A 16,141-nucleotide genomic window follows, 5' to 3' on the forward strand; every position below is an offset into this window, starting at 1 on the left:
TCAGGCGGCTTCGCGCAGCAGGTAGCCCACGCCCCGGATGCCATCGATCACAGCTCCCGACGAGGCTTCGGCCAGCTTCCGGCGCAAGCGGGAGACATGCGTGTCGAGCGCATTCGACTGGATGTCGTCATTCAGGCCGAACACGGCCTCCATCAGAAAGCCGCGCACCACCATGCGCCCGGTCCGGCGGGCGAGCGTTTCGAGGACGAGCAGCTCGCGCCGCGGCATCACCAGCGTCTCCCCACCGATGCGAGCTTCCCGATGGGTGAAATCGAAGGAGAGGCGGCCGATCCGAACGATGTCCGGCCGCAATTGCGGCGGCCGGCGCAGGATAGCGCGCAGCCGCGCCAGCAATTCCTCGAAGGCGAAGGGCTTGCCGAGATAGTCGTCGGCGCCGCCATCGAGACCGAGAACCCGTTCACCCAGATCGCCGCGCGCCGTCAGCACGAGCACGGGCACGGTGTCGCCGGCAGCCCGGAGCGCGCCGACCAAAGCGAGGCCATCTCCATCCGGCAATTGGCGATCGAGCAGCACGGCGTCATAGACACCACGGCCTTCGCGCAGCGCCGCCTCTGCCTCGGCCCGGGTTGCCAGATGGTCGACCACCATGTCCTGGCGGGTGAGGGCGTCGCGCAAGGCCTGCGCCATCGCCGGCTCGTCCTCCACCAACAAGATGCGCAAGCCGCTTCCTCCCGCCGTTCGCAAAGGACTTGGAGCAGGTTCATTGCGTCTGCATTGCAAAACGCGGGACGTCGGTCCGATCGCACGGCTCCTGTCGGCGCGTCCGATCATGACAGGCAGGCTCAATCCAGCAGCGGGATATCGGTACGGCTTGTCCCCGCCTGCGAGATCACCAGCAATGCCTTCCCAAGTCCCGTTCAACCCCGGCAACTCAATACCGAAGACGGTCGCAAACCGGTCCGGCTCAGACGCCTGGTCCTTCTTTCGGGCCTGGCTGGCGGCGCCGCTGCGCGTCGCGGCCGTCGCGCCGTCGAGCAGCGCCCTCGCCGAACTGATCACGCAGGAGATCACGCCAGCGACCGGACCGGTGCTCGAGCTCGGAGCCGGAACCGGAGCCTTCACCCGCGCCCTGATCGCACGCGGCGTCGCCGAGCGGGACCTCACTCTCGTCGAATTCGGCTCGGATTTCGCACGGCTACTCGAAATGCGCTTTCCGGCGGCCCGGGTGCGCTGGATGGATGCCGCTTGCCTGCGCGAGGCCGGGCTGTTCGACGCCCCGGTCGTCGGAGCCGTCATCAGCGGCATGCCAGTGCTGTCGATGCCACCCCGCAAGGTCATCGCCATCCTGAGGGGGGCATTCGGCTACATGCGGCCGGGCGGCGCGTTCTATCAGTTCACCTACACCACGCGCTGTCCGATACCCGATGCGATCCTCATGCGCCTGGGCCTGAGGGCGACCCGGATCGGCTCGACCTTGCGCAACCTGCCACCGGCTGCCGTCTACCGGATCTCCCGGCGGCCGCCATCGCCGCTAAGACTGGCGTAGCGCTGGTCCCGAGGGGCCGAAACGAGCAGGAGCAGCCGGGCCGGGAAATGGCGTGCCTGTTTCCTCTGGCGCTCGCCCTCCCGAGCGTCAGCGCGCCATCAGGCCGCGGCGGTGTCGTTCCTCGGCGCTTCCCTCGACAAGGCTCGTTGCAGCTCCCGCAACCCCTTTTGGGAGCGCTGTGCGAAAGGGACGGAAACGGAAACAAGCTCGAGAATGTTCACCGGAACTCCGGCCGAGCAGGCCACACCGGAGGAAGCCTAACGCCCAGGCGCAACGGCATAGGTCGCCGCGCCAACCCCTTTGAGGAGATTGGCTATGGCTACGTTTTTCTCTCGTACCTCGCACCTCGTGTTGGTCGCATGCTGCCTGTCCGCACCGTTGGCTTCCGCTATTGCTGGCTAAGGCGGCGGAGGTGGTGGTGGGGGCGGTGGCGGCGATGACCGCTGGGCCGTGTTCCACAACCAGCCCCAGCTCGGGCAGACTGCGCGCAGCTATGGTCACGGCGGCCGGGCAGATCGCGCCGCGGGCCCCCGCGCCGGCGGTGGCGCCATGCAGCATCAGGTCGGCGTCGCCTCGGCCGAGACTGTGTTGCCCGATGGCACGCGCGTCCGCTCGATCGGTCTTGCCAGCGGCGACCGCTTCGTCACCACGATCACGCCGGACGGCATGGTTCGCACCGGCTTCCGTCCGGCCGGGCAGCGCGCCGATCAGCCAGGCGCCCGCAGCCGCACCACCTATAATCCGCAGACCGGCATCACCTCGACCTGGACCACCCAGGCCGACGGCACCCGCGTCGGCGTCCATGTCGACCGCCAGGGCAACCGCGCGGTCTCGACCAGCCGGTAAGCAAGTTTCCTATCGGAGAGCTGGAGCTGCCGCTCAGGCGGCTCCAGCCTCGACCGGCCGCTCCGGGTCCTGCGTCCAGTCGGTCATCGAGCCGTCATAGAGCGAGATCTCCTCGCGGCCGAGCAGCTCCGACATCACGAACCAGTTGAGCGAAGCCGTATGGCCGGTATTGCAATAGGAGATCGCCGGCCCCTTCGGCACCGGGCCGAACAGGGCGCTGAGGTCTCCCGCCTGCTTGAACCTTCCTGTTGCCGGATCGAAGGCCGCGGCGTAGTCGCGCGAGACGGCGCCGGGGATGTGCCCGGCGCGCGCGGCCTCGGTCGCCTTCTCCTTGCCCTCGAAATAGCTGGAGGAGCGGGCGTCGACGAGCGTCGCCAGCTTGCTGCGCGACGCGACCAGCGTGGCGTCGGCGGTGCTGCGCAGCTTCTGCTGCACCACGACTGGGTAGGGCGATGCCGGCTCTGGTTTGGATGGACCGGTCTCGATCGGCAGGCCCGGAGAGGTCTGCCAGCCCTTGAAGCCGCCATCGAGGATCGCCTGCTGACCATGGCCGATCAGCTTCAGCGTCCAGTAGACGCGGCTGGCGGCGGCAAGGTCGCTGGCGGTGAGTCCGGCCGGCACGATCACGACCTTGCTCGGCGGGATGATGCCGAGCCGGCCGGCAAGCTCGGCGAGATGGTCGAGCGGGGGCAGCATGCCCGGCGCATTGCCGACCTTGGCGCGCCAGCCATCGGCGGCGTAGTCGCTGTGCACCGCGCCGGGGATATGGCCGGCCTCGAAGGCCTGGCGCCCGCCCTCGGCAGCGGCGCGAATATCGATGATGACGAGGTCGGGTGAGCCCAGCGCCCCGGCCAGGACTTCGGGGGATACCAGCCCCGAGGTCGGGATATCCGTCATTCCGCGGCCTCCTGTTGCAGTTCGTCGATGACCACCAGCGAGGTGCTCATCTCGGCGGTCGCCCCCAGCATGATCGAAGCGGAACAGTACTTTTCCTTCGACAATGTGACGGCGCGTTCAGCCTTGGCCTGCGACAGGCCGCGGCCGCTGACGCGATAGGCGATATGGATCTTGGTGAAGACTTTGGGGTCCTCGGTCGCACGCTCGGCCTCGACCTCGACCTCGCAGCCGGTCACGGCCTCGCGGCCCTTCTTGAGGATCTGGACGACGTCGAAGCCGGTGCAGCCGGCAAGCCCGATCAGCAGCATCTCCATCGGCCGGGTACCGATGTTGCGGCCGCCATATTCAGGCGCGCCATCCATCATCACGGCATGGCCGCTGCCGGCCTCGCCCATGAAGGCCATACCCTCGACCCATTTTGCCCGCGCTTTCATGGCCGCCTCCTGTCGTCAAACCGTGCCGGGCGACAGGCATAACCCGTCCCGCACGCGAAAGGCGAGGGCGGCATCAGGCCGCGGCGAAGAGGTTGCCATGCGTAATGCGCAGCCGGATGCGCTCGCCGATCGCCGGCGCGACCTGGCTGGCGAGGTCGACGTCGAGCCGCTTGGGCAGCCCTTCGACGGCGACCTCGGCACGGCGCAAGGGGCCGTTGCGGCGCAGGTGCTCGACCACGCCCGGCAAGGCGAGCGGCGCATCGTCGACGATGCGCAGATGCTGCGGCCGGACATAGAGCGAGGCCGGCCCGCCAAGATTCTGGCGCAGGCCGCCGAGCACAGGCCGGTCCTGGAAGAAGGCCTGGCTGCCAACGACCTTGACCGGCAGGTGGTTGGCATCACCAAGGAACTGACAGATGAACGGCGTCGCCGGATGGTCATAGACGTCGTCGGGCGAGCCCACCTGCTCGAGGCGGCCATCATGCAGGATCGCGACCCGGTCGGCGAGTTCCAGTGCCTCCTCCTGGTCGTGGGTGACGAAGACGGTGGTGTGGCCGGTACGTTGATGCAACTGGCGCAGCCAGGCGCGCAGGTCCTTGCGGACCTTGGCATCGAGCGCGCCGAAGGGCTCGTCGAGCAGCAGCACGCGTGGCTCGATCGCCAGCGCCCGGGCGAGCGCGATGCGCTGGCGCTGGCCGCCGGAAAGCTGGCTCGGATAGCGCTTCTCCAGCCCCGGCAACTGGATGAGCTCCAGGAGGTCGGAGACGCGCTTCTTGATTTCCGCGGGGCTCGGCCGTTCAGCGCGCGGTCGCGATTTCAGGCCGAAGGCGATGTTCTCGGCAACACTCATCGTCTTGAACAGCGCATAGTGCTGGAAGACGAAGCCGATCCGGCGCTCGCGCAGCGAGAGCTCGCGCGTATCGGTCTCGCCGAACAGCACGCGGCCGCGCTCGGCCTGTTCGAGGCCGGCGATGACGCGTAGCAGCGTCGTCTTGCCTGAGCCGGACGGGCCGAGCAGGGCGACGAGCTCGCCCGGCTGGATGTCGAGCGAAACGCCGCGCAAGGCGGGAAAGTTCTGGAAGCGTTTCTCGACGCTTTCGATAGTGACGGCGACCGACATGGGCTCTTCCACTCAATGGCGGCGGCTGGCGGCGATTGAATCCGCGAAGCGCCATTCCAGCACGGTTTTCAGGACGAGCGTGACGAGGGCGAGGCCCGCCAGCAGCGAGGCGACCGCGAAGGCAGCAGCCCCCATGTACTCGTTGTAGAGAATCTCGACATGCAGCGGCATGGTCGTGGTCACCCCGCGGATCTTGCCGGAGACGACGGCGACCGCGCCGAACTCGCCCATAGCGCGGGCATTGCAGAGCAGGACGCCGTAAAACAGGCTCCATTTCACGTTTGGCAGGGTCACCTTGAAGAAGGTACGCCAGCCCGAGGCACCCAGCGTCAGCGCTGTCTCCTCATCAGCCGAGCCGAGCGACTGCATGTGCGGGATCAGTTCGCGGGCGACGAAGGGGAAGGTGACGAAGATCGTCGCCAGCAGGATGCCCGGCACGGCGAAGATGATCTTGAGGTCGTTGGCCGCGAGCCAGGGGCCGAAATAGCCCTGAGCGCCGAAGAGCAGCACGAAGACCAGGCCCGAGATCACCGGCGAGACCGAGAAGGGCAGGTCGATGAAGCTGATCAGGAGGCTCTTGCCGCGGAACTCGAATTTCGCGATCGCCCAGGCGGCCGCCAGTCCGAAGATGACGTTGAACGGCACCGCGATCGCCGCGATGAGCAGCGTCAGCCGGATCGCGGCCAGCGCGTCGGGCTCGAGGATCGCCTCGCGATAGGCCTGCCAGCCGCGCGCTCCAGCTTCGACGAAGACCGAGATCAACGGCAGGAAGAGGAACAGGCAGAGGAAGGCGAGCGAAATGCCGACCAGCAGGAACTGGACGAGCCGGGATTCGCCCTTGATGCGCCGCGCCGCGCGGGCAGGCGCGAGATCCTCGATCTGGTAGGGCAGGCTGGCGTCAGACATCGCCGAATCTCCGCCGTGCGCTGGCCTGGATCAGATTGACCAGCAGGATCAGCGAGAACGAAAGCAGGAGCATGATCGTCGCGACCACGGCCGCACCGGCATAGTCGAACTGCTCGAGCCGGATCACGATCAGCAGCGGCGCGATCTCGGAGACCATAGGCACATTGCCGGCGATGAAGATCACCGAGCCGTACTCGCCGACCGCCCGCGCAAATGCGAGCACGAATCCGGTCAATAGCGCCGGCAGGACCGGCGGCAGCAATACGGTGAAGACGGTACGCCAGCGGCTGGCGCCGAGCAGCGCCGCAGCCTCCTCGATATCGGCCGGCAGTTCCTCCAGCACCGGCTGGATCGTGCGCACGACGAAGGGCAGGCCGATGAAGATCAGCGCCACCATCACGCCGAGCGGCGTATAGGCGACCTTGATGTCATAGGGCGCGAGCAGCCCGCCGACCCAGCCATTGGGCGCATAGATCGCCGCCAGCGAAATGCCGGCGACCGCCGTCGGCAAGGCGAAGGGCAGGTCGACTGCCGCATCGATCAAGCGCTTGCCGGGAAAATCGTAGCGCACGAGGACCCAGGCCAGGATCAGCCCGAAGACCGCGTTGACCGCCGCCGCGAAGAACGCGCCCCCGAAGGAGAGTTTCAACGCCGCCAGCGTGCGCGGCGACGTCGCGACCGCCCAGATGTCGGCCGGACCGGCACTCGCCGCCTTGAGGAACAAGGCGGCGAGTGGAATCAGCACGACCAGCGACAGCGCCGTCACCGTGATGCCCAGCGCCAGGCCGAAGCCGGGCAGGATGCTGGGCTCGCGCCAGCGGAAGACCGTCGCCGTCATGGCTCAGCGGGCCGGCTTGTAGAGCTGGTCGAAGGTGCCGCCGTCGCCAAAGTGGGTGGGCTGCGCTTTGGCCCAGCCGCCGAAGCTCTCGTCGATAGTGATGAGTTCGACCTTCGGGAAGCGGGCAATGTCCTTCGGGTCGGCAGCTTCCGGATTGCGCGGGCGGTAGTAGTTCTTGGCGATGATCGCCTGGCCCTTCGGCGTGTAGAGGAATTCGAGATAGGCCTGCGCCTCGGCGCGGGTGCCCTTGGCATCGACATTGCCGTCGACGATCGCGACCGGCGGCTCGGCCAGGATCGAGAGCGAGGGCACGACGATGTCGAACTTGTCCTCGCCGAACTCCTTCAGGGCCAGGAACGCCTCGTTTTCCCAGGACAGGAAGACGTCGCCGATGCCGCGCTGGGTAAAGGTCGTGGTGGCGCCGCGCGCGCCGGTGTCGAGCACCGGCACATTGGCGAGCAGCTTGCCGACATAATCGCGGACCTTGGCCTCGTCCTTGTTGAAGGCCTTCTCGGCATAGGCCCAGGCAGCGAGATAGTTCCAGCGGGCACCACCCGAGGTCTTCGGATTCGGCGTGATGATCTGGACGCCCGGCGTCACCAGGTCGCCCCAGTCCTTGATCGCCTTCGGATTGCCCTTGCGGACAAGGAAAACGATGGTCGAGGTGTAGGGCGAGGAGTTCTGCGGCAGGCGCTTTTGCCAGTCGAGCGGCAGCTTCTTCGAGCGCTCGGCGACGGCATCGATGTCGCCGGCGAGCGCCAGCGTCAGCACATCGGCGTTGAGGCCGTCGATCACGGTGCGGGCCTGCGCGCCCGAGCCGCCATGCGACTGGCGGATCGTGCTGATCTTCTTTGCGTTCTTGCCGTTCCAGTCGGCGATGAAGGCCGTGTTGATCTCGCGATAGAGCTCGCGGGTCGGATCATAGGAGACGTTGAGCAGCTCGGTCTGGGCGCGGGCGCCGCTGATCACGCCGAAGCACAGGGCGAAGGCTCCGAGCGTCAGGCCGGCTTGCAGCAGGCGGTGAAGTCTCTGTCGCGTCATCTCAGTGCTCCGTGCTGAACAGTCGAGAAGACCGCCGGAACGGTTCGAAACTGTTCTGAAAAACAAACAGAACGTACTGAATTGGCGGTCATCGCTCAACTGGTGGCGGCAGTAGAGCCCTTCCAAACTTTTCGCGCCAGAGAGAAAACGCATCTCCGGCAGTTTGGTTCACGTCAGGCTTGAGCCAATTTTCCACTTGCCGCCGCCGGCAGCGCAGCACCCATGGCATGGCCGATCAGGACGAGGACAGGCCCCCGGTTCGGCAGCTCGCCAAGCCGCTCCGGCAGCTGCGCGATCGTGCTGGCGATCCGCGTTTCCGCCGGGGTGGTGGCGCCGAGCACGGCGATCGCCGGCGTGGCCGGATCAAGCCCGGCGGCGAGCGCCTTCTCGCGGAACAGCGCCAGCGTGGCACGCGCCATATAGAGGGCCGTCGTCGCGGCCGGATCGGCGAGCGCCTTCCAGTCGAGATCCTGCGGCAGCTTGCCGTCGCGAGCATGGCCGGTGACGAATTGCAGCCGGCGGGCGTGGTCGCGATGGGTCAGCGACAGTCCGAGCGAGGCCGCCGCGCCCTGCGCCGCCGAGATGCCAGGCACGATCGCGACCGCGATGCCGGCCCTGTGGCAGGCTTCGATCTCTTCGCCGGCGCGGCCGAAGATGCCGGGATCGCCGCCTTTCAGCCGGACCACATGCTTGCCCTGGCCGGCAAGCGAGACCAGCATCGCGTTGATGTCGTCCTGCTTCACGGCCGGGCCATAGCCCTGCTTGCCGACCAGCATGCGCTTGGCCTCGCGCCGGGCGAGTTCGAGCACGCCTGCGGAAACGAGATCGTCGTAGAGGATGATGTCGGCGCTCTGCAGCGCGCGGATCGCCTTCAATGTCAGCAGTTCCGGGTCGCCCGGACCGGCGCCGACGAGCGTGACGCGGCCATGTGGCGTGCCGCCGCGCTCGATCTCGTCGAGCACGGTAGAGAGGCTATCCCGGTCGCTCTCGTCCGGCCGGCGCTGCGGGTCAGCGAGAGCGCGGCTGGTGAAGCGCTCCCAGAAATCGCGGCGCAGCGGGAAGGCGAGCTCGCGCGCCTTGACCAGCGGGCGCCAGTCATGCGCCGCCTGCGCCCAGGCCTTCAGCCCCGCAGGAAGAAGCGCCTCGATCTTGGCGCGGATCGCCTGGCCGAAGACAGGGGCGGCGCCATCGGTCGAGATCGCGACCACGAGCGGCGAGCGATTGACCAGCGAGCCGAAGGCGAAATCGCAGAACTCGGGCTTGTCGACGACGTTGACCGGCACACCGGCCTGCCGGGCAGCGGCGGCGAAGGCCTTGGCCTCGTCGAGCGAATCGATGTCGGCGATGGCGAGCGCGGCGCCATCGAGATCATCAGCCTGCCAGCTCCGCGGCAGCACCGTCATAGAACCGGCTGGCGGGTCGGCTGCGAGGCCCGCGAAGAGTTCCGGGCTATCGCCGGCGAGAATCAGCAGATTTGAGCCGGCAGCCGCGAGCAGTTCGGCCTTCCAGAGCGCGCCCTCGCTCGCACCCGCGAGCACGACCTTGCGTCCCTCCAGCTTGTGGAAGAGCGGCAGGGTCGCGAGCCGGTCGATCCGGCGCGGGGCGATTGTCTCCGGGCGTCTTGCGCTCATCTTTGCGTCGCTGCGGCCTTCACGTCGGGTTGCGTCCGGGTGTCGCCCGCAGGTGGCATGAACAACCACAGACCGGCAAGCACCAGGATGATAAGCCGGAAGCAAAGATCGAACCAGCGCTCGCGCGGGCCGGGAGCGGAATGGCCGAGAGAGCTATTGAGTGCGTCGTTCAGCATGGCCTCCTCCCATTCGTCGTCGCTATGACGGTCGGCCGGCCGCCGCAGGCTGGATTGGGCCGAACCGTGCATCGTTTCAGCCCGCCGCGGCATGTTTCAGCCGGGCCGAGCGGCGCCGGTCGAGGATGTTGCCGCTGTCGCCATAGCCGCGCTGATAGCCATGGCTGATCTGGCCGAGCGCATTGACCCATTGCTCGACCGGCTGGCGCGCAGCGCTCGCCTCCGGCAATTCGACCTCGTCGAAGCCGCAGGCGAGGGCATAGGCGAACTGGTCGACGATCAGCGGCCCGCTGGCGCGCAACGTGCCGGTGAAGCCGTGATTGCGGATCAGGCGCGCCAGACTGAAGCCGCGCCCATCGCCGAAGGACGGGAAGCTGATCGCGACCAGCGAGAGCTGCCGCATCAGCAGCTTCAGCTCGGGAATGCGGACGGTGTTGGGGATGACGACGCCAATGCGCTGATCGCGGGTCTTCTGCGCAAGCGCTTCCGGCAACACTGCCCAGTCGACGAGCGCATGCGAGAGATTGCCGATCGCCGCGCCTTCACTGCGGGTCCAAATCTCGGCCTTGGCGCCGTGACGATCAAGCAACGGCATGGCTGACCTCCTGAAAAGCCGCCTTGAACGGCGCGAGACCGATGCGGCGGACATTGTCGATGAAGCTCTCGCCCGCCTGACGCTGCGCCAGATAGACCGAGACGATGCGCTCGATCGCGTCCGGCACGTCCTCGGCGGCAAGGCCGGGACCAAGGATCTCGCCGATCGCGGCGTTCTCGGTCGCGTCGCCGCCGAGCGTGATCTGGTAGGATTCGATACCGCGCTTCTCCAGGCCGAGAATGCCGATATGGCCGACATGGTGGTGGCCGCAGGCATTGATGCAGCCGGAGATCTTGATGTTGAGCACACCGATCTCCTTCTGCCTGGCGGGATCGGCGAAGCGCTGGGCGAGCGCTTGCGCGATCGGGATCGAGCGGGCCGTCGCCAGGGCGCAATAATCGAGGCCGGGGCAAGCGATGATATCGGTGATCAGACCGGCATTCGCCGTCGCGAGCTCCGCCTCGCCGAGGCGCTGCCAAACAGCGAACAGGTCCGACAGCTTCACATGTGGCAGGACGAGGTTCTGGGCGTGGGTGACGCGGATCTCGGAGAGCGAGAACTCGTCGGCCAGATCGGCGACGACCCGCATCTGCTCGCTCGTGGCATCGCCGGGAGGCGCGCCGATCGGCTTCAGCGAGATCGTCAGCGCGGCATAGCCCGACTGACGGTGCGGCGTGAGATTGGTCTCGACCCAGCGAGCGAAATCGGGATTGCCGGCCCTGGCCGCCTCGAAGGCACCACTGGTCGCCGGTAGCGTCTCATAGGCGGGCGGCGCGAAATAGGCGGCGATGCGCGCGACTTCGGCCGGGTCGGCATTGACCGAGGGGCCGTCGAGCCGGGCGAACTCCTCCTCGACGCGGCGGGAGAATTCCTCGGTGCCGATCTCGTGGACGAGGATCTTGACCCTGGCCTTGTACTTGTTGTCGCGCCGGCCTTCGAGATTGTAGACTCGCATGATCGCCTCGAGATAGGCGAGCAGATCGGCCTTGGGCAGGAATTCGCGCACGACCTTGCCGATCATCGGGGTCCGGCCGAGGCCGCCGCCGACGATGACCTCGTAGCCGATCGCGTGCGTGTCGGGATGGCGCAGGATGCGCAGGCCGATATCATGCGCCTTGATCACGGCGCGGTCGTGCTCGGCGCCGGTGACCGCGATCTTGAACTTGCGTGGCAGGTAGTCGAATTCGGGATGCAGGCTCGACCATTGCCGGATCAGCTCGGCGGTCGGGCGCGGATCCTCGACCTCGTCCTGCGCAACGCCGGCAAAGTGGTCGGCGGTGACGTTGCGGATGCAATTGCCCGAAGTCTGGATCGCGTGCATCTCGACATCGGCGAGCAGGTCGAGAATGTCCGGGATGTCGCGCAGCTTCGGCCAGTTGAACTGGAGGTTGGTCCGCGTGGTGAAATGGCCGTAGCCGCGGTCATAGCGCTCACCGATGAGCGCGAGCTGGCGCATCTGCTTCGATGACAGCGTGCCGTAGGGCACCGCGATGCGCAGCATATAGGCATGCAGCTGCAGATAGACGCCGTTCTTCAGGCGCAGCGGCTTGAACTCGTCCTCGGTCAGCGAGCCGTTCAGCCGGCGGCCGACCTGGTCGCGGAACTGCGCGACGCGCTCGCGCACAAAGCGTTCGTCGAATTCGTCGTAACGATACATGTGTCAGGCTCTCAGGAATGCTTGGGCAAGCGGCAGTTCGGCCTGCTTGCCGAGGTCGCGCCGGATGCTGGGGCCGGTCGTCTTCATCCGCTCGCGGTAATGGCGCGGCACCGGCACGCCGTCCTCGATCGCGACATCGACGAGATAGGCGTCGACGACCTGCTGATTGCCGAGTTCGGCGGCGGCGAAGGCATCGAGCCGGTCTGCGGTCGCTTCGTCGTCACCGACCAGCGCCGCACCGGGATCTCGCGACCAGTGCAGCCCATTTGCATCGCCCGCAGCGAAGACGACATCGCCGTCGAGCAGGTTGTTGGCCAGCAGGATCACCGGCAGGGCAGGGCGCTTGGCGGCAGCCATGAATGATGCTCGCTACGTTCGCTATTCCGAACGTTTTACATAAGGCAGAGGCCCCAAAGCATCAATTCACGTCAGGTAGTGTGATTTTTCTTATTCCCGTTCCAAAAGAGGAAATCTCTCTTCGGGATTGTTCAGCCGAAGACATCCGAGGAAGCTTTTTCTCCGGCGGGGGCCGTCAGCGCGGGCTGCAGGCTTGGCTGAGCTTTCGCAGGGCCGGGCGAATTCCCCTGAGCGGAATGACGTCATAGCCTTTCTTGATACCTTCCTGGCGGATGCGCAGCGAGCGGCCGCTGGATAGCGCCGGGACCATTTCGCTCTCCGCGCCCTCCACGCGGTAGGCGCTGCCGAACGGCCCTGAGGTGTCCTTGAGACTGAGTGGGAAGTCGCGGCCGTCGACAGCAAGCGTGATCGGCCCCTCCGAGAGGATGCCGGGTATGTCGAGGTAGAGGCCGAGCTGCTTGTCCGCTTCGCAGCGGATGAAGGCGCAGGACCAGGCATCATCGGTCATAGTCGGAGAGCACCCCTGAATGGCGCGCTTCGTCTCGCCATCGAAGATGCTCGGCTTCCACTCGGCCGCGGCTTGGCCGGCCGCACCGAGAAAAACCACCAGTCCAACCGCCAGATGCCGCATCGCCATCCCCGCTTGCCGACAACCGCGCGGACCGTAGGGGGCTCACAGGATCGCGGCAAGGAACGCCTGTTTGATTGGTTCAGATCAACCCTCCCAGCCGATAGCCCACGCCCGGCTCGGTCTCGATCAACTTCGGCTCGGCCGGATCGTCCTCGAGCTTCTGCCGGAGCTGGCCGACGAAGACGCGCAGATACTGCACATCGTGCTCATGCGCCGGGCCCCAGACAGCGGTGAGGATCTGCTTGTGGGTCAGCACCCGGCCATTGCCCTGGGCCAGGCAGGCAAACAGGTCGTACTCCTTGGGCGAGAGCTTTATCGCCACGCCGCCCTTGTTGATCCGGCGGTTGACGAGGTCGATCTCGACATCGCCGACCTGCAGCGCCGGCTCCGAGCCCTGACGTTCAAGGCGATGGCGCAGCGCGACGCGCAAGCGCGCCAGCAACTCGCCGACGCCGAAAGGCTTCTCGACATAGTCGTCGGCGCCGGCATCGAGCGCGTCGATCTTCTCGGTCTCGCGGTCGCGGGCCGAGAGGATGATGACCGGTCCGTCATAGAAGGCCCGCGCCTTGGCGAGCGCCTCCTTGCCGTCCATGTCGGGCAGGCCGAGGTCGAGCACGACGGCATCCGGCGGCTTGCGGGCGATCTCGCGCAGACCGCTGGTGGCGTCGTCGGCGCGGATCGGCTCGTAACCGGCGGCATCGAGCGCCGGGCCGAGGAAGCGGTGGATCTGCGGCTCGTCGTCAATGACGAGGATGCGCGGGCGGAAGGCGGTCATGGCTGCGAACTCTTGCTCTCTGCGCCCGCAACGTCCTTGCGCAGGCTGATCAGGATACGGGTGCCGCCCTTGCTGCCGTCAGGGCGGTCATGGATCGGGCTGGCGGCGGCGATGCGCCCGCCCATGGCCTCGACGAAGCCCTTGGCGATGGCGAGGCCGAGGCCAGCACCCTTGCCGCGCTCGCCGCCGCGGTCGATCGATTCCTCCAGGCGACGGAACTTCTCGAAGACGCGCTCCAGTTCGGCGGTCGGGATGCCGCGGCCCTCGTCCTCGATCGAGATCACGACATTGCCGCGATCCTCATAGGCGGCGGCTTCGATCAGCGCGCCGTCCTCGCTATAGGCGATGGCGTTCTCGAGGATGTTGACCAGCACCTGTTCGAGCAGCCCCGCATCGGCCCTGACCAGGGAGAGCTCAGCCGGAAAATCGCGCTGGACGCGGCGCTGGCCGAGCCGGCGCGAGATGCGCGACAGTGCCGAGGCGATCACGTCGCGGACATCGATCCAGTCGCGCCGCGCCACCAGCGCCCCGCCTTCGAGCCTGGTCATGTCGAGCAGGTCGCCGACATAGCGGTTGAGCCGCTCGGCCTCCTCGCGGATCGAGAGCAGCAGGTCGTCGCGCACGGCCGGCCGCATGCCCTCGCCATAGTCGATCAGCGTCGTCGCCGAGCCGAGCACGGTGGCGAGCGGGGTGCGCAGATCATGGCTGACAGAGTTGAGCAAAGCCGAGCGTAGGCGGTCGCTGCGGCGCAGCGCCTCGGCGTCGACGGCGGCAGCGGCGAGCTCGGCCCGTTCGATCGCGATCGCACCCTGATCGAGCAACGCCATGGCGAAACGCTCGTTCTCGGCGGTCGCCAGCGCCTTCGGCTCGAAGCCGACGACACCGGAACGAGCCCGCACCCCTTGCAGCGGCCGGAAGGTCCAGGGGACGTTCGGCAAGGTGCCGGTGCCGGCGCCGGCGGGCTCGCCACGGTTCCAGGTCCAGCGGGCTGCGGTCATGTCTGCCGTCGAGAGCGCTTCGAGCTCGGGCGCGCCCGCGCTGGGAGCGATCTCGCCGTCGACCGGCAGCAACACCACGACCTTGCCGGAGGTCGCGGCCGAGACCTGCTCCGCCAGAATTGCCGCTACATCCTCGCGCCGCGCCGCAGCCGAAAGCCGGCGGCTGGCGGCGAGCAGGGCGGTGATCGCGGAGGCGCGCCGCGCCGTCGCCTTGGCCTGGTCTCGGATGCGTCCGGTCAGACCGCCCGTGGTCAGCGCTACCGCGAAGAAGACGAGGAAGGTCAGGACATCGGCCGGATGGCCGATCCAGAAGGACAGGCGCGGCTCGAGGAAGAAGAAGTTGTAGGCGAAAGCGGCGAGCGCCGCCGCCGTCACCGCCGGCCAGAGGCCGAAGGCGAGGCCGGCGCCGAGCACGCTGACCATGAACAGCATGGCGAGGTTGACGTTCTCGACCCGCTTGTCGATCAGCTCGGCGAGGCCGATCACGACTCCGACCATGGCGATGGCACCGAGATGGGCAAGCCAGTTGAACTGGCCCTGCGGCGCGGTCGGACTCGTCGGCCGCACCGGCCCGGTCGTCACCTCGGTGATGATGTGGAGTGCCGCACCGTTCTGCGCCTTCAGCAATTCGGGGGCGAGAGAGGGCCTGAACCAGGAGCGCCAGCCCTTGCGATGCGATTTGCCGACGACGATCTGAGTGACGTTGTTGCGCCTGGCATAGTCGAGCACGGCGCCGACGAGATCGTCGCCGTTGAGCACGACACTGGCGCCACCGAGCTGCTCGGCCAGCTTCAGCGCCTCGGCGAGATGTGCGCCCTGTCCTGGATCAGGCCCGCCGCGGTTCGGCCGTTCGACATGGGCGACCGTCCAGGGCGCATCCATCATCATGTCGGAGAGACGCCGCCCGGCTCGGACCAATGAGCCGGCCATCGCATCGGGGCCGATCAGCACCAGGATGCGCTCGCCCGCCGCCCAGGGGCCCTCGACGCCGGCGCGCTTCATAGCCTGGCTGAGCTGGTCGTCGACCGTCTGGGCGGCGCGCCGCAGTGCCAATTCGCGCAGCGCCGTCAGGTTCTCCGGCTTGAAGAAATTGCCAGCGGCGAGCCGAGCCGTCTCCGGCACATAGACCTTGCCTTCTTCCATGCGCTGGCGCAGTTCCGTCGGCGTGATGTCGATCAGCTCGATCTCGTCGGCGCGGCTGAGCGCGCTGTCCGGCACCGTCTCGCGCTGGCGCACGCCAGTGATCTTCCAGACCACGTCGACCAGGCTTTCGAGATGCTGGACGTTGAGAGTCGTCCAGACGTCGATGCCGGCCTGCAGCAGTTCCTCGACATCCTGCCAGCGCTTGGGATGGCGGCTGCCGGGCGCATTGGAATGGGCGTACTCGTCGACCAGGAGCAGCTTCGGCTTGAGAGCGAGAGCCGCGTCGAGGTCGAACTCCATCATCAACCGGCCGCGATGCTCGAGCGGCCGGCGCGCCATCACCTCGAGCCCGTCGAGCAGCTCTTCCGTCTCGCTCCTGCCATGCGTCTCGACCACGCCAACCAGCAGCTCGCCATGCTCGTCGACGACGCGCTTGGCCTGGGTCAGCATCTCGTAGGTCTTGCCGACCCCGGGGGCCATGCCGAGAAATATCTTCAGCCGGCCGCGCTTGCCGCGGCCGGCTGAAGCCAGCAGGGCGTCGGGGTCGGGCCGCCCTGCCTCTCTGTACTGGGATTCGTCTGTTGCCATC

17 protein-coding genes are annotated in these 16,141 nt (G+C 67.3%); 2 read left to right on the forward strand and 15 right to left on the reverse strand.

Going from position 1 to position 16,141, the window contains the following annotated elements:
- Complete coding sequence (locus ACWIGM_RS19125; RefSeq protein WP_454027533.1) at positions 1-681, reverse strand: response regulator transcription factor; 681 nt, start codon at positions 679-681, stop codon at positions 1-3.
- Between the two features lie 178 nt (positions 682-859).
- On the opposite strand from ACWIGM_RS19125, the gene ACWIGM_RS19130 reads away from it, so the two are divergent.
- Entirely contained in the window at positions 860-1,507 is a 648-nt protein-coding gene (locus tag ACWIGM_RS19130) for a class I SAM-dependent methyltransferase (protein WP_454027534.1), read from the forward strand.
- A 549-nt stretch (positions 1,508-2,056) separates the two neighbouring features.
- A complete protein-coding gene (locus ACWIGM_RS19135; RefSeq protein ID WP_454027535.1) occupies positions 2,057-2,353 on the forward strand; it encodes a hypothetical protein in 297 nt (98 codons plus the stop codon).
- Between the two features lie 33 nt (positions 2,354-2,386).
- On the opposite strand, the gene ACWIGM_RS19140 is transcribed toward ACWIGM_RS19135, so the two are convergent.
- The 14 genes from ACWIGM_RS19140 to ACWIGM_RS19205 all read right to left on the reverse strand — a co-directional run bounded on the left by ACWIGM_RS19140 (position 2,387) and on the right by ACWIGM_RS19205 (position 16,140).
- Positions 2,387-3,250, reverse strand: coding sequence for a sulfurtransferase (locus ACWIGM_RS19140; protein WP_454027536.1), 864 nt, complete (start codon positions 3,248-3,250; stop codon positions 2,387-2,389).
- Positions 3,247-3,684, reverse strand: coding sequence for an OsmC family protein (locus ACWIGM_RS19145; RefSeq protein WP_454027537.1), 438 nt, complete (start codon positions 3,682-3,684; stop codon positions 3,247-3,249). Before ACWIGM_RS19145 ends, ACWIGM_RS19140 begins: the two co-directional genes overlap by 4 nt.
- Before the next feature lie 73 nt (positions 3,685-3,757).
- The gene (locus tag ACWIGM_RS19150) at positions 3,758-4,804 is read right to left on the reverse strand and encodes a sulfate/molybdate ABC transporter ATP-binding protein (protein ID WP_454027538.1); all 1,047 of its coding nucleotides are present in this window, start codon (positions 4,802-4,804) and stop codon (positions 3,758-3,760) included.
- Between the two features lie 12 nt (positions 4,805-4,816).
- Positions 4,817-5,710 (reverse strand): sulfate ABC transporter permease subunit CysW, encoded by an 894-nt coding sequence (gene cysW / locus ACWIGM_RS19155; RefSeq protein ID WP_454027539.1) that lies wholly within the window; start codon positions 5,708-5,710, stop codon positions 4,817-4,819.
- Positions 5,703-6,548 carry a sulfate ABC transporter permease subunit CysT gene (gene cysT / locus ACWIGM_RS19160; protein ID WP_454027540.1) on the reverse strand — a complete coding sequence of 282 codons (846 nt, stop codon included), beginning with the start codon at positions 6,546-6,548 and terminating at the stop codon, positions 5,703-5,705. Before cysT ends, cysW begins: the two co-directional genes overlap by 8 nt.
- Before the next feature lie 3 nt (positions 6,549-6,551).
- On the reverse strand, positions 6,552-7,589 hold the full coding sequence (locus ACWIGM_RS19165) for a sulfate ABC transporter substrate-binding protein (RefSeq protein WP_454027541.1): 1,038 nt from the start codon (positions 7,587-7,589) through the stop codon (positions 6,552-6,554).
- A 173-nt stretch (positions 7,590-7,762) separates the two neighbouring features.
- Positions 7,763-9,220 (reverse strand): siroheme synthase CysG, encoded by a 1,458-nt coding sequence (gene cysG, locus ACWIGM_RS19170; RefSeq protein ID WP_454027542.1) that lies wholly within the window; start codon positions 9,218-9,220, stop codon positions 7,763-7,765.
- On the reverse strand, positions 9,217-9,396 hold the full coding sequence (locus ACWIGM_RS19175; protein WP_454027543.1) for a hypothetical protein: 180 nt from the start codon (positions 9,394-9,396) through the stop codon (positions 9,217-9,219). The genes cysG and ACWIGM_RS19175 overlap by 4 nt, the downstream gene beginning before the upstream one ends.
- A 76-nt stretch (positions 9,397-9,472) precedes the next feature.
- Positions 9,473-9,991 (reverse strand): DUF934 domain-containing protein, encoded by a 519-nt coding sequence (locus ACWIGM_RS19180; protein ID WP_454027544.1) that lies wholly within the window; start codon positions 9,989-9,991, stop codon positions 9,473-9,475.
- Positions 9,978-11,648, reverse strand: coding sequence for a nitrite/sulfite reductase (locus tag ACWIGM_RS19185; RefSeq protein ID WP_454027545.1), 1,671 nt, complete (start codon positions 11,646-11,648; stop codon positions 9,978-9,980). Before ACWIGM_RS19185 ends, ACWIGM_RS19180 begins: the two co-directional genes overlap by 14 nt.
- Before the next feature lie 3 nt (positions 11,649-11,651).
- Positions 11,652-12,005 carry a DUF2849 domain-containing protein gene (locus ACWIGM_RS19190; RefSeq protein WP_454027546.1) on the reverse strand — a complete coding sequence of 118 codons (354 nt, stop codon included), beginning with the start codon at positions 12,003-12,005 and terminating at the stop codon, positions 11,652-11,654.
- Positions 12,006-12,180: 175 nt separating this feature from the next.
- A complete protein-coding gene (locus ACWIGM_RS19195) occupies positions 12,181-12,636 on the reverse strand; it encodes a hypothetical protein (RefSeq protein WP_454027547.1) in 456 nt (151 codons plus the stop codon).
- 79 nt (positions 12,637-12,715) lie between these two features.
- Positions 12,716-13,411 carry a response regulator gene (locus ACWIGM_RS19200; protein WP_454027548.1) on the reverse strand — a complete coding sequence of 232 codons (696 nt, stop codon included), beginning with the start codon at positions 13,409-13,411 and terminating at the stop codon, positions 12,716-12,718.
- Entirely contained in the window at positions 13,408-16,140 is a 2,733-nt protein-coding gene (locus tag ACWIGM_RS19205) for a DUF4118 domain-containing protein (RefSeq protein ID WP_454027549.1), read from the reverse strand. Before ACWIGM_RS19205 ends, ACWIGM_RS19200 begins: the two co-directional genes overlap by 4 nt.
- Position 16,141 lies beyond the last annotated feature (1 nt).

This window comes from Allobosea sp. NPDC055332, from assembly GCF_053645455.1.

What these genes read in the sequence shown, in the direction of transcription:
- ACWIGM_RS19130 (WP_454027534.1), top strand. Translation starts at nt 860, where the DNA reads ATGCCTTCCCAAGTCCCGTTCAACCCCGGCAACTCAATACCGAAGACG.
- ACWIGM_RS19135 (WP_454027535.1), top strand. Translation starts at nt 2,057, where the DNA reads ATGCAGCATCAGGTCGGCGTCGCCTCGGCCGAGACTGTGTTGCCCGAT.
- ACWIGM_RS19140 (WP_454027536.1), bottom strand. Translation starts at nt 3,250, where the DNA reads ATGACGGATATCCCGACCTCGGGGCTGGTATCCCCCGAAGTCCTGGCC.
- ACWIGM_RS19145 (WP_454027537.1), bottom strand. Translation starts at nt 3,684, where the DNA reads ATGAAAGCGCGGGCAAAATGGGTCGAGGGTATGGCCTTCATGGGCGAG.
- ACWIGM_RS19150 (WP_454027538.1), bottom strand. Translation starts at nt 4,804, where the DNA reads ATGTCGGTCGCCGTCACTATCGAAAGCGTCGAGAAACGCTTCCAGAAC.
- cysW (WP_454027539.1), bottom strand. Translation starts at nt 5,710, where the DNA reads ATGTCTGACGCCAGCCTGCCCTACCAGATCGAGGATCTCGCGCCTGCC.
- cysT (WP_454027540.1), bottom strand. Translation starts at nt 6,548, where the DNA reads ATGACGGCGACGGTCTTCCGCTGGCGCGAGCCCAGCATCCTGCCCGGC.
- ACWIGM_RS19165 (WP_454027541.1), bottom strand. Translation starts at nt 7,589, where the DNA reads ATGACGCGACAGAGACTTCACCGCCTGCTGCAAGCCGGCCTGACGCTC.
- cysG (WP_454027542.1), bottom strand. Translation starts at nt 9,220, where the DNA reads ATGAGCGCAAGACGCCCGGAGACAATCGCCCCGCGCCGGATCGACCGG.
- ACWIGM_RS19175 (WP_454027543.1), bottom strand. Translation starts at nt 9,396, where the DNA reads ATGCTGAACGACGCACTCAATAGCTCTCTCGGCCATTCCGCTCCCGGC.
- ACWIGM_RS19180 (WP_454027544.1), bottom strand. Translation starts at nt 9,991, where the DNA reads ATGCCGTTGCTTGATCGTCACGGCGCCAAGGCCGAGATTTGGACCCGC.
- ACWIGM_RS19185 (WP_454027545.1), bottom strand. Translation starts at nt 11,648, where the DNA reads ATGTATCGTTACGACGAATTCGACGAACGCTTTGTGCGCGAGCGCGTC.
- ACWIGM_RS19190 (WP_454027546.1), bottom strand. Translation starts at nt 12,005, where the DNA reads ATGGCTGCCGCCAAGCGCCCTGCCCTGCCGGTGATCCTGCTGGCCAAC.
- ACWIGM_RS19195 (WP_454027547.1), bottom strand. Translation starts at nt 12,636, where the DNA reads ATGCGGCATCTGGCGGTTGGACTGGTGGTTTTTCTCGGTGCGGCCGGC.
- ACWIGM_RS19200 (WP_454027548.1), bottom strand. Translation starts at nt 13,411, where the DNA reads ATGACCGCCTTCCGCCCGCGCATCCTCGTCATTGACGACGAGCCGCAG.
- ACWIGM_RS19205 (WP_454027549.1), bottom strand. Translation starts at nt 16,140, where the DNA reads ATGGCAACAGACGAATCCCAGTACAGAGAGGCAGGGCGGCCCGACCCC.